General features: G+C 49.5%; 11 protein-coding genes. 2 read left to right on the top strand and 9 right to left on the bottom strand.

Annotated elements, in window-relative coordinates; translation table 11 throughout:
- The first annotated feature begins 103 nt into the window (after nt 1–103).
- Entirely contained in the window at nt 104–2191 is a 2088-nt protein-coding gene (gene fusA, locus N836_RS66005) for an elongation factor G (protein WP_023075749.1), read from the top strand.
- A gap of 97 nt (nt 2192–2288) precedes the next feature.
- Here fusA and larE read toward each other — a convergent pair whose 3' ends face one another.
- Nucleotides 2289–3116, bottom strand: a complete 828-nt coding sequence (gene larE / locus N836_RS66000) for an ATP-dependent sacrificial sulfur transferase LarE (RefSeq protein WP_023075748.1) — start codon at nt 3114–3116, stop codon at nt 2289–2291.
- A gap of 274 nt (nt 3117–3390) precedes the next feature.
- Between larE and N836_RS65995 the strand changes: the two genes are divergently transcribed.
- Nucleotides 3391–3675, top strand: coding sequence for a DUF3288 family protein (locus tag N836_RS65995; RefSeq protein ID WP_023075747.1), 285 nt, complete (start codon nt 3391–3393; stop codon nt 3673–3675).
- Nucleotides 3676–3761: 86 nt separating this feature from the next.
- Here N836_RS65995 and N836_RS65990 read toward each other — a convergent pair whose 3' ends face one another.
- The 8 genes from N836_RS65990 to N836_RS65955 form a co-directional block, all read right to left on the bottom strand.
- Nucleotides 3762–5798 (bottom strand): elongation factor G, encoded by a 2037-nt coding sequence (locus N836_RS65990; RefSeq protein WP_023075746.1) that lies wholly within the window; start codon nt 5796–5798, stop codon nt 3762–3764.
- 280 nt (nt 5799–6078) lie between these two features.
- Nucleotides 6079–7071, bottom strand: a complete 993-nt coding sequence (locus N836_RS65985) for a sulfotransferase family protein (RefSeq protein ID WP_081716987.1) — start codon at nt 7069–7071, stop codon at nt 6079–6081.
- A 385-nt stretch (nt 7072–7456) separates the two neighbouring features.
- A complete protein-coding gene (locus N836_RS65980; protein WP_023075743.1) occupies nt 7457–7939 on the bottom strand; it encodes a hypothetical protein in 483 nt (160 codons plus the stop codon).
- Between the two features lie 14 nt (nt 7940–7953).
- Nucleotides 7954–8742, bottom strand: a complete 789-nt coding sequence (locus N836_RS65975; RefSeq protein WP_023075742.1) for an ATP-binding cassette domain-containing protein — start codon at nt 8740–8742, stop codon at nt 7954–7956.
- Between the two features lie 55 nt (nt 8743–8797).
- Nucleotides 8798–9967, bottom strand: a complete 1170-nt coding sequence (gene devC / locus N836_RS65970; RefSeq protein ID WP_023075741.1) for an ABC transporter permease DevC — start codon at nt 9965–9967, stop codon at nt 8798–8800.
- A gap of 10 nt (nt 9968–9977) precedes the next feature.
- On the bottom strand, nt 9978–11123 hold the full coding sequence (gene devC / locus N836_RS65965) for an ABC transporter permease DevC (RefSeq protein ID WP_023075740.1): 1146 nt from the start codon (nt 11121–11123) through the stop codon (nt 9978–9980).
- Nucleotides 11124–11125: 2 nt separating this feature from the next.
- Nucleotides 11126–12304 (bottom strand): efflux RND transporter periplasmic adaptor subunit, encoded by a 1179-nt coding sequence (locus N836_RS65960; protein ID WP_023075739.1) that lies wholly within the window; start codon nt 12302–12304, stop codon nt 11126–11128.
- A gap of 149 nt (nt 12305–12453) precedes the next feature.
- The coding region (locus tag N836_RS65955) for a transposase (RefSeq protein ID WP_023071803.1) at nt 12454–12842 on the bottom strand (389 nt) is incomplete at its 5' end.

The raw sequence follows: 12842 nt of genomic DNA, 5'->3' as shown, positions 1-12842 counted from the left end.
GCTTCCACTTGGCAAGTCTGCTTTAGCTCTAAATGGTCCTGGAACGGTCCTAAAAGGTGGTCAAAAACTGTTTGGAGACGTAGTTCAATCCTAGAAAATACCCATGAAAGATCTCAGTACTTACAGAAATATTGGCATTTTTGCCCACGTAGACGCGGGTAAGACCACCACCACCGAGCGGATCTTGAATTTAACCGGTAAGGTGCACAAGATTGGTGAGGTGCATGACGGTGCGGCGACCACCGACTTTATGGACCAGGAAAAAGAGCGCGGCATTACAATTCAGTCTGCAGCCACTTCTTGCTTCTGGAACGACCACCAACTCAACATTATTGACACCCCCGGCCACGTTGACTTCACCATTGAGGTATACCGTTCTCTAAAGGTACTTGACGGCGGTATCGGCGTATTCTGCGGCTCTGGTGGCGTAGAACCTCAGTCTGAAACTAACTGGCGCTACGCAAACGATTCCGAGGTAGCCCGGATTATCTATGTCAACAAGCTAGACCGAACGGGGGCTGATTTTTACCGCGTCGTCGGCCAGGTGAAGAATGTGCTAGCGGCTAATCCTCTAGTCATGGTGTTACCCATCGGTATCGAGAACGACTTTGTGGGTGTCGTTGATCTGCTGACTGAGAAAGCCTGGATTTGGGACGACTCTGGTGAGCCGATGAACTATGAGATCAAGGATGTCCCTGCTGATATGACCGATGAAGTAGCCGAGTGGCGCGAAAAGCTGATTGAGGCCGCTGTTGAGCAGGACGACGACATCATGGAGAAATACCTTGAAGGTGAAGAACTCTCCATTGATGAAATTAAGGCTTGCATTCGCAAGGGAACTCGTGAGCTAGCCTTCTTCCCCACTTACTGCGGTTCTTCCTTTAAGAATAAGGGTGTACAGCTGGTGCTGGATGCGGTGGTTGATTACCTGCCTGCACCAACTGAAGTTAAGCCCCAGCCCGAAGTTGACCTCGAAGGGAATGAAACTGGCGAATTGGCCTATGTTGACCCTGAGAAGCCTTTGCGCGCTCTGGCGTTTAAGATCATGGACGATCGCTTTGGCGCTCTAACCTTTACTCGGATTTACTCCGGTACCCTGAAGAAGGGTGACACCATTCTGAACACCGCCACGGGTAAGAGTGAACGGGTTAGCCGCATTGTGGAGATGCACGCTGACGACCGTCAGGAGATGGATGCAGCGCAAGCCGGTGATATTGTGGCACTGCTGGGCATGAAGACCGTACAAACGGGTCATACCCTCTGCGATCCTAAAAACCCGGCTACGCTTGAACCTATGGTTTTCCCTGACCCTGTGATTTCGATTGCAGTTGAGACTAAGAAGAAGGGTGAATCTGAGAAGATGGGTATTGCCCTGAGCAAGATGGTTCAGGAAGATCCGTCCTTCCAGGTTGAAACTGACCAAGAAAGCGGTGAGATCATTCTTAAGGGAATGGGTGAACTTCACCTGGATATTAAGGTGGACATCCTCAAGCGGACCCACGGTATCGAAGTGGAAGTTGGTAAGCCTCAGGTGGCTTACCGCGAGTCCATCACTAAGGTGCTGCAGGACAGCTACACCCACAAGAAGCAGTCCGGTGGTTCTGGTCAGTACGGCAAGATTGATTACATCATCGAACCTAATGAGACCGGGGCTGGGTTTGAGTTTACGTCCAAGGTGACCGGTGGTAATGTGCCCCGTGAATTCTGGCCTGCGGTTGAAAAGGGCTTTGCCGCAAGTATGGAAAAAGGCATGTTAGCCGGATTCCCCGTGGTTGACTTTAAGGTAACCCTCACAGATGGTGGTTTCCACCCGGTTGACTCCAGTGCGATCGCATTTGAAATCGCTGCTAAAGCAGGCTATCGTCAGTCCTTCAGCAAGGCTGGCCCTCAGATCCTAGAGCCGATCATGATGGTTGACGTATTTGCCCCTGAAGATTACGTCGGTGATGTCATCGGTGACCTTAACCGTCGTCGTGGCATGATCCTGGGTCAGGATGTTGGCCCCACAGGCGTTCGCATCAAGGCAGATGTTCCTCTTAGCGAAATGTTTGGCTATATTGGCGACCTGCGTACCATGACATCTGGCCGTGGTCAGTTCTCCATGTCCTTTGAGAAGTATTCACCTTGTCCCAAGAATGTGGCAGAAGAGGTGATCAAGGAAGCCAAAGAGCGTCAGGGTGTAGCGGCATAAAACTTCAACAACCTTTTTGGTTGAACAATGAATGAGCAATCCTCGGCGAATTCGCCGAGGATTTTTTTGTTCCAGACACTCCAGGCAGGAAATACCCCTACGGTATGCCTACCCCTGTTTTTTCCAAAACGCGGTTAAGCTTGCCACTCTTGTATCCTTCCAAATCGAGGGTTACATAGGTAAATCCATAGGACTGAAACGCAATTACCAGTGCATCAAGATCCACCATTGCCACAAAGTCTTTAATTTCCTTGGGTGGCAGTTCAATTTTTGCAGTTTCACCATCGGAGCGTACCCGCAGGTTGCGGATGCCTAGCTGCCGCAGATAACGTTCACACTGGCCTACGCGATGCAACTTTTCTGTAGTGATCAGCTCACCATAGGGAAACCTTGAGCTCAGACAGGGTTGAGAGGGTTTGTCCCACCATGGTAGGCCCAAATACTTTGACATTTCTCGCACTTCTAGCTTGCTCAGGCTGACCTCTGCCAATGGCGATCGCACCCCTCGCTCTTTAGCCGCCCGGATACCAGGTCGATAATCCTGCAGGTCATCTGCATTGAGCCCATCAACCACATAGGGATACCCCTCAGCAATGGCCAATGGCCTCAGGGTGTCATGCAATTCACTTTTACAAAAATAACAACGATTGGTAGGGTTGCTGGTGTAGTCAGGGTTGTCCATCTCGTGAGTTTGGACAATGCGATGGACCAGGCCCATAAACGTAGCCTGGGTTTTCGCCGCCTCCAGGTCCTCTAGCATCAGCGATGGAGATTCTGCAGTAACCGCTAGAGCCCTCTTGCCAAGGACATCATGGGCGACCTTAGCCACCAACGTGCTATCAATACCGCCAGAGTAGGCAATTAGCGCGCAGTCCATATCGTGAAAGATCGACTGAAGCTGCTGTAGTTTTTGAGTAATCGTCATAATCTGAAATCTGGGATCGGTCTTCAGCCGCAGGGAGTACTATGTTTAGCCTAACTACAATGAATCAGTTTTGAGGGATCAGTTTTGAGGTGGATTTTTGCCTGATGGACATTAGTTGTCGGCAGTCATTGCCCTATAGTCTCTGCTCCGCATCTCAACCTAAGTTCAAAATTAAGAACGCTCGGCTCCCGAATCCAAAACCCAAACTTAAAAACTCACAACTCCCTCTCAGCCCAAGCTACTATAACCATTACCAATCCCCACCCTAGGAAATATGGCTGAAAAAAAGGAACTCACCCATCCCCAATACAAAGCAGACCGTGAGGTGGTCACTAATCTGATCAATGGTGAACCAACGGACTTTAATTTGATTGAGTTAGCGCGGCTCCGTATACGCTATGACGGGTTTCCAGGGGCACGGGATATTCAAACAGACCTGGATCAGGCCCTAGCCAATTGGTCGTTGACAGAAGATGAACTGATGGCCAAAACTCGTGAGATTCATCAGACAGAAATGCTGTATAAGGCACAGCGAACTAAAAAGGAAGATTGGAGTTAGATATGGCACAATCTCCATCAATGCAAGTGCGCCGCTACTCAGGTGAGTAGCGGCGCACATTTGATCAAGCCTTGAGCAGGTAACGGTTATTGCTGCTGACTGCTGATTTCAGCCACAATTTTCTCCTTCAAACGCTCAGGCACCATACTCAGATGATCATACTGCCAGCTAAAGAAGCCTACCCCCATACTCAACGAACGCAGTTCCAGGATGAGCGTTTGCATTTCAGCCACAGGTAGCTGAGCAGAAACCTCATCCCAACCAGGCCAATTTTCCTTGTGGTTGTACCCCATCACCTGACCTCGACGACCGCTGATCAAGGTGAGAACGTTCGAGGTAAACCGATTAGGAACGGATACCGATAGAGCAGCAACCGGTTCTAACAAGGTAGGTTTGCACTCAGGTAAACCGGTTTGCATCGCAATCCGTGCCGCCTGCTTAAAGGCCTGGTCAGAGCTATCTACATGGTGATAAGAGCCGTTTTTCAGCGTAACCGACACATCCACCACCGGAAAACCCAAGGGACCTTGTTTGAGAAACTCTCTCACACCAGTCTCAACACTGGGAATATATTGCTTTGGCACCACACCACCAACAATCTTTTCATCGAATTTAAACCCTTCACCACGCGGTAGGGGTTGAATGTCGATGTAAATATCCCCAAACTGACCATGACCACCAGTCTGATGCTTATAGCGTCCGCGGATGTCCGCTTTGGCATTGCGGATGGTTTCTTTGTAGGCGACTTGGGGGACATGGGTAGTCATGGGCAAGTTGTACTTGCGGTTGAGCCAGTCCATGGCAATCTTGAGGTGAACATCCCCCTGTCCCCACAAAATTACCTCATGGGTATCGCCATGCTGCTCCCAATGCAGCGCCGGATCTTCGTCCACTAATTTGTTGAGGGCTCCGCTCAGCTTCACTTCATCGTCCCGTTTTTCGGGGGCAATGGCTAAGGAGTAAACTGCTGGCAGAATATCGCCTGTGGGTAAGATTTCATCGGTAGTTTCAGCTGTGGTGAGGGTGTCGCCAGTTTTGGCGTTTTCCAGACGTGCGATCGCAACCACACTCCCAGCTTCAGCCGCACTCAGCGCTTGCTGCTGACTACCCATCAGCGAATATAGACCGCCCATACGATCCACTCCTAGGCTGGCCCCATCCTTGAGGGTGCCTCGCCACAGTCGTGCTAGGGACAGCTTGCCACCCTGAGGGCTGTAGTAAGTTTTGAGAATCTGGACCAGGGGCTCGCTAGCACTTAGATCAATGCCCCGTCGTTCTGCGGTCACCTGAGGTTCCGGAGTTTCACGCACTAGGGCATCCAGTAGCGGACGGACACCATAGTCTTTAGAGGCCACACCTAGAAAAACCGGCACCACTAGGTCTGCCCCCAATTCCATTTTCAGATCCTGGATGATCTCATCTTCTGGCGGGTCAATCTCCTCTAGCAGTTCTTCCAAAAGATGATCGTCAAAGTCTGCCAGGGTTTCTAGCATTTCAGTACGAGCCGCTTTTTCTTCGTCCGCCAGGTCTGCAGGCAGCGGGACTGGATCGGCGGCAGCACCTGCATGATAGTGATAGGCCTGCTCACTCACCAAGTCAATAAAGCCCACCAGATCTTCGCTCGCACCGATGGGATATTGGTGCGGCACTAACGGTCGACTGGACACTGATTTCAAAGTATCTAGCACCTCAGAAAATGGCGCACTGGCTCGATCCATTTTATTGAGCCATAGAACATGGGGAATTTCCCACTTGTCGAGAAAGTGTAATAGTGGCGATACGGTGAGCACCCGGCTAGGGTCTGGTTCGCACACAACGATGGCCGCATCTACCCCCATCAGCACATGTAGCGGTTCTTGGAGTAGCTCAATGGACCCTGGGCAATCAAGGAATGTAAAACGAATGCCGCCGTACTCAGTACAGGCGGCATTCGTTTCGACCGTCATTTGGCGATTGCGGGCTTCAGGCGTATGGTCACCAACGGTATTACCTTCAGGGATGGAGCCTTTTCGAGAAATTGTACCGGTGACCGAAAGCAGACTCTCAAGTAATGTCGTTTTACCACTTGAGTATGGGCCTACAATCGCCACGTTTCGTGAACGAGAGACAGCAGCTTTTGCCATAGGTTTACCCCTTTTCTAAAAAGAAGAGCCCTACCAAGGCTGATATTGATTGATGTCCCAAAACGGTAAATCAATCAGTCTTGATAAGGGGACAGGGGATACTAATTCTTAACACGTATGGCAGATTTATCTAGGTTAAGAATCTATCCATCCCCTGGGTTATTAAGCTTAGCCTAGCTCTGCTGTAACCCTTTGGAGATCAGGGTTTGGAAAAGTTCACTAGGTTAAGAAGCGTAAGAGGATTTAAGGAATTGTAACTGCATGACAACTACTATAAACACTACGCGATGGAGTAACCAAGTCGTGCCAGGGTTGTGCCAGCAGATTGATGCCAAAGATCAATATGTTCTTTAGGTAAGTGGGTTCTCCAGCTGTCAATATTGCCCTGGTTTACGTGTTGACCTGCTCCTTTGTTTTTGATTTTTTCAATACTACATGACGCTACAATTTGCCTGAGTTTTTCTGGAGCCATGGGTAAATCAATAAAGCGACAGATATGTCTTAGCTCAGGCGTCGTATTCTGGCGTAGGGCTTCGTATTTAACCGAGTAAATACGTTCTTTAAAGGCAGGCTCTAGGGAAAACTTCTCGCTTAAATAGATACATTTCTCCCACTGGGAAATGATTGTTTTTGTATCGTACTGAGCCCATCGTTTAGTTTTAGCTCGGGCTTGTAAAGACGCGCAGACATCACGACCGTCGCGTACGATATTAATGATTTTTGCTTCGGGAAAGCTGTTTAAGATGACATCAACGTGTTTGATGTGAAAGGGTGTCTTTTCAAGAAGAAACTGTTGTGGTTGTCCCCCTACCTGTGCAAAAAAAGAATCTAGAATCAGACTAACTAAGGTTTGTGCTCTCTCCAAATCTGAACCTGGAGTTTGTTTTACCTGATGGATCAAAGTTACAAGCTGTTGATAGCTAATTAAATGATGTAGACCGATATCGTTGTTTTTTTGATAAATCCGATAGCTTTTTAAGATGCTGTTCCATAGGTCTGCTGAGGTTGCACCAAATACCAAAGCGCTGGGGCCAAAGTGTTGTAAGAAGTATCGCCAACGTTGCCAGCGTTGTTGCGCATCTAAGCGAGTGATATAGGTAAATGGCTCATAGACTAAACGATAAATGTGACTCTCACGTTTGATTGGGATCACAGCTTCGTGCTTAGCTAGCATCTGCTGCAGCCATGTGGTGCCAGAGCGAGGGCAACCAACAATGAAAATCTTTTTGTAGGAAATCTGGGAACCCATATGAACACTGTCTAGTTTATGCATCTGACCCTGAGCGGCCTAGATAAAGACAAACCGTTAGCCCTAATCGGTAGGACTAACGGTTTCCCATTGGTAAGGTTCCCTAAAAGTTAGCAGTGTTAACGCTAAACCCAGGCTTTCATTTTCATTGTTGCAATAGCGCCAATACTTCAGGCAGGTTAAATTCTGGAAGTGTTTCTAACTCATTACTTTGGGTGGATGACTGTGATGATTTTCAGTGAAGAGAAAACTATTTTGAAGCCAGACTATTTCCAGTTTTTATTCACACCAATGAGATTGCCAAACAGCATAATAAAGCCACTGGCTAAGATGATCAGGGCTAAAACTACAAAAATACCGTCGTAGGCTGCGAGGTCTTCCATGGTCAACCGTAAATATTTTTCTACTTTTATAGTTTAGAGGTTAGTGTTGAGTTCAGGGCACGGTGACCGTCAAACTTGTCGATCATGATGTCGCTGTAGTGGCTTGCGATCGCACCCACTGATAGCAAACATACCTCTAGTTCTGTGGTGTCCATGTGTTTGCCCCCCAAAATTCGGTTGGCAAAAAAGACTGTACCAGCCTCATCAGTTTGAAACGAACCAAACCGCATTTTCCGATTTTCGTCTAACAAAAACCTGAGTACATCGAATTCTGGGCCACACCCAATGGCAACGCAGCTACTGGCCCGCACAATGGCCAGCTCTCTGTCGGGGTAAGGGTGGGTTTCCCAGGGCAGGATATAGAGTTCAATCAGCGTGGTGTCTTGGTACAGTACATCAAAGTATGGCTGCTGATCGCTGGCCCGCACCGTTTGCTTAAAGCTACTTCCATTCAAATAGTCTTGAACCCGTCCGTAGGTCAGCTCTTGGGCACCATTAGCAAATTTCATAGATAGTTGATTACTTACATGATAAACATGTCGGCACTGACGTCTGTAATGGTACTTTTTGTCTTCCTTTGCACAAAGGCGTTAGGTGTAGTGTCTGACTCTAAACGACCGTCCACCAAGTTGATAATACGATCGGCTACGTCCACAATCCGGTTGTCGTGGGTCACCATTAGCACGGTGCAGCCTTCTTGCCGCGATAGGGTATGCAGATAGTTAACAACGTCTCGACCGGATTTTTTATCCAGAGCGGCGGTGGGTTCATCGGCTAGAACCAGCTTGGGATGGTTAACCAGGGCGCGGGCAATGGCCACTCGCTGTTTTTGACCGCCAGATAGTGAATGGGGTTTGTAATCTACACGATCAGCTAGCCCCAGGGCGCTGAGCATCGCGGCGGCCTGTTCCCGTTTAGACGAAAAGTCTCCCGTTAATTCCACGGCCATCTCGACATTTTGGCTGGCGGTCAGTGACTCAAATAAATTGTGGGCCTGAAAAATAAACCCAATATTGCGCCGGATATTGACCATGGCGCGCTCGCTCATGCCCACAAGTTCTTTGCCCAGGATGCGCAGACTGCCGTCCTGCAGGTGGCGCAGAGCGCCTGCCAGGGTGAGCAGCGTTGTCTTACCAGACCCCGATGGACCGGTCAGAATCACAATTTGCCCTTTGGGCAGGTCTAGTGAAATATCAAAAAGCACCTGTTTACTCAGGTCGCCCAGGCCAAAGTAATAATTGAGATGCTGGATTTGTACAGCCAGGTCATCTTGGGGTGGTTCAAATGTAGATTTTTGCTGAGTTTGAAACATATAACTACCCTAACTCAACCCCCATATACAGTTGGTAACCATGGGGATTTACTTTCTAAAACACGTCTGCTGGGTCAGTGGTTTGAACTTTACGAACTGCGATCGCGCCCGACACCAAACACATAATGAACGTGGCAACCAGTAAATTCATCACCCGCTCTGGCGTCATCTGAAAAAACAAACCAGTAGCATTGCCCGCTGCCTGATATAACAGCTGACTGACTAAAACCCCTGGAATAAATCCCAACACTGACAAAATTAACGCTTCTTGCATAACTACCCCTAGCAGATAGCCATTTTTGTAACCCATGGCCTTGAGGGTGGCATATTCAGCCCAATGGTCTGCCACATCGGTGTAGAGAATCTGATAAACCAGGATAATCCCAACAAAAAAGCCCATACTGGTCAGTAATGAAAACACAAAGCCGATATTGGTGTTTTCCTGCCAATACTTACGTTCGCGAATAACAAATCCGTTCTCCCCATCCCGGGCCATGACCAATACATCATTGGGAAGATTATCCTGCAGTGTTGCCACGATACGGTCTACATTAGCGCCTGGTTCTAACTTGACAACACCAATATCCACCGTAGCAAAGCTGCGTTTGTCCTCTTCTGGGCCTCGATCGGCAAAGTAGCGCAAAAAATTCTGGTCGCTCATCAGCAGATTGCCGTTACCCGAGGCAAAGTCAGTGCCCATGGTAAACGTACCCACTAGATGAATACGTCGATCGGCTAATTCACTAACCACTCCGACCTCCACGGGACCGACTTCCGCCCGAGATTGGGTATCCATCAGTGCAGTTTCTGGTAGCTTTAACGTTTGACGATGGTCAGCAATCTCAGGAATATTGAGAACCGGTTCATCGGGGTTGATGGCGATGACCCTAACACCACGGGAATTACGATTTTCTGGATTTTTCCAGTTCACCTCGCTGATGTAGATGGCGTAGGCATTTTGTACCCCTTCAAACGCACGGGCCTGATAAAGCCGGCGGCGGGCAAAGGCCCGAGGCACAAACATATTGGTCCTGAGCCGATTGACGATAATCACCTCGCCATTAAACCGATTGAGCAACTGCAGCTGGCTGTCATAAAGGGCATTCATAAACCCGTTAAACATAAACATCAGCAGTACAGCAAAGCCTACGCCCGCCAGGGATGTCACAAACCGACGGCGATCGTGGGTGAGATTTAACCAGGCTAGAGGGATACGTTTGATCATAGTTTTCCCCCTAGAAGATCTCGGCGGGGTCAGTGTTAATGGCTTTGCGGACAGAAATGAGACCCGACAGACAACACATCAGCAACGTCAGCCCCAGAACAAACAGGACTCGCCCGCCATTCATGGCGACGGGTAAGGTGCCAGCGGTGGCTGTAGTGGTGAGATGATAAAGTCCGAGGGCGGCGGCTAGACCGGGGAGATATCCCAACACCGCTAAAAAGACGGCTTCTTGCAACACAATCTTGAACAAATACTGGGAGCGATAGCCCATGGCTTTCATGGTGGCGTACTCGGGCAAATGATCGCGAATATCGGTGAAAAGAATCTGATAGACAATCACGGCTCCCACCACAAACGACACGACCACTCCCATGCTGAAGATAAAACCGATGGACGTGGATTCTAGCCAGTAGGTGGAGTCGTGCTCGATAATGCCGGCTTTGGTGTAGATATTCACATCGGCTGGCAGCAGTGGGCGCATGGCTGCTGCCACCTTGGTTGGCGACACCCCTGGCTTGAGTTTAATCAGCCCCACGTTGACTAAGCTCAAGGGACGAGGTTCTAGATATCGAACAAAGTTTTGATCGCTCATGATCAGCGTGCCATCGGCTGCAAATCCGCCGCCTAGAAAATAGGTGCCGCCAATGGTGGCCCGGCGGCGATCGGCTTCAGTGGTGGTGCCAATCTCCTGGGGACCAAATTCTGGTCGTGAAAAGCGATCCATAAAGACCGTGTCGGGCTGACTGAGGATGCGACGGGCATCTTCGCCCTGGAGTTCGGGCATAAGAAACACGGGGTCATTGGGATTGATGCCGTAGACAAAAATCGCGCGGCTGACTCCGGTTTCTGGGTTTCGCCACAGCAGGTATTCGCTGTAGAGGGGCATGACGTGCTCGACGCCCTCTAAACCGGCTACCTGGTAAAGTCGTTCCCGTGGAAAGGCGGTAGAGGTGCTGATTTCCAGGGTTTCAGGTGAAATCAAAAATAGATCGGCATTGAACTGTTCGTAAAAATTGGTGGCAGTTGCGATCAGCGCCCCCATAAAACCGAGGTTCATAAAGATCAAAACAACGGCAAAGGCAACCCCTGCGATCGCAACTACCAGTCGGGTCCGCTCATGCACCAAATTTGCCCAAGCCACCGACACCCTAGCCATAGTTAGCCCCCCTCAGATTTAATGTCGATCAGCACATCCACCTGGAGATTGGTCAGCATAGCGACCGCCTCATCCTGGTCGACCGCAATGCGCACCTCCACAATGCGGGCATCGGCATTGGCAGCCGGGTCATCGTCCAACACATCGTTTTTAAAAATTTGTAAACCAATGGTTTCTACTGTGCCGGTTAGTTCTCCTGTAAACGCTCCATTACGGCTAGTAATGGTTGCTTTTTGTCCTGGTTTGACCAGCCCCACATCCGTTTCATAGACCTCGGCCACCACATACATCTCATCCGTGTTTCCCATGGACAGGAGACGATTGCTGGATACGGCTTCCCCCGGCTGTACGTAAATGTCTAGAACTTGTCCCGTGGTCGGTGCTTTGACTACCGTACGCTCAAGCCTGGCTTCAGCTAAGGCCAGGTTTTGCTGAGCAGCCTCTACCCCGGTTTCTACCGAGGCCAGCTGTAAATCGGCCTCGGCCATGTTTACCTGAGCCGCTGCATTTTCTAATGCTGTATCCCGTGCAAGTTCTAGCTGAGCTTTGGTCGCGATCGCATTAGCCATATCGTTGGTAAGTTCGTCGACCTGGGTTTGCTGCCGGTCCAGATCCTGGCGCGTAATTGCTCCCTGGCTAAACAAATCCTCAAATCGAGCCAGATCTGTTTCCGCTAACGCTAACCGAGCTGCCAAGCTCTGAATTTTGGCAGCCTGGGCCTCGATGGCTTGCAGCTGGGGCTGATCGATTTGGCTAGCTTTAGTATTGGCTTCAGTAATCCGAGCGGTGCCAAGACCGCGCTCAGCCGCTAAGGTTTGCTGAGCCTCTGTCAGCTGGCTAGCAGCATAGTCGCGCTCAGCTTTACGGATTTCGTACATATCCAGCTCGACTAAGACCTGGCCGGATTCTACCTGTGCGCCTTCTGCCACCAATAATTTGGCGAGCACCCCAGTTTCAGCGGCGGCCACATCAATCACTTCACTCTTGGGTTCAATCCGTCCCAAAGCAGCGACATCTACTCGCTCTGGCGGAGGTTTAGCGGCTTCTTCAAGGGCAGCCTGTCGTGATTGTTGAACAGAGCGCAGTGCCCACAGCGATGCACCGCCAGTCAGCAAAAGTAGCACTATCCCAATCCATAAGCTGTTTTTGCGAAGGGGACGTTGCTCAGATTGTGTAACCATATGGATCGCTCAGCTCTTTCTCTATGGTGTTGGCTGTTATGGAAAATAGGGCAAAATGTACTGTTTAGTTTAATTCTTCAAGAGAGAATAATGGGTAAAGAATTATCCGCTGCCTACTAAATACACTGGAAAGTAAGTTTTCTACCATTTTAGAGAGTCTTATCTTCTCGAATTTTGACATAATGCTTCTGAAATTTATCGCGTGCGGCCTCAACTGAAAATTGCCAATGGATGCGGATACGCTGGTCATGCCGTTCTTGCACCAAGGCGAGCACCGCTTGCTCTAATTGGTCTTGTGTGGGAATGCGCTGATGCAAACAGCCTCTAGCCAGTGCCGAAAACTCGATCTCAATCATATTGAGCCAACTGGCTGACTTTGGGGTGTAGTGAAACTCAAACCGTTGGGCAAGGGCAAAGGCCTCCTCAGCCGTCAGGTATTCATAGAAAGAACTGACATTATGGGTGTTGAGATTATCCTGCACAACCTGGATTTTGTCCGCATTAGGATAGCGCGCAGCTAAGGCTTGAAAAAACAGAG

The sequence above is a fragment of the Leptolyngbya sp. Heron Island J genome (assembly GCF_000482245.1).
Taxonomy (GTDB): Bacteria; Cyanobacteriota; Cyanobacteriia; order Phormidesmidales; family Phormidesmidaceae; genus Leptothoe.
The sequence above is the reverse complement of the archived record's forward strand: the minus strand, read 5'-3'. Positions and strand labels throughout refer to the sequence as shown.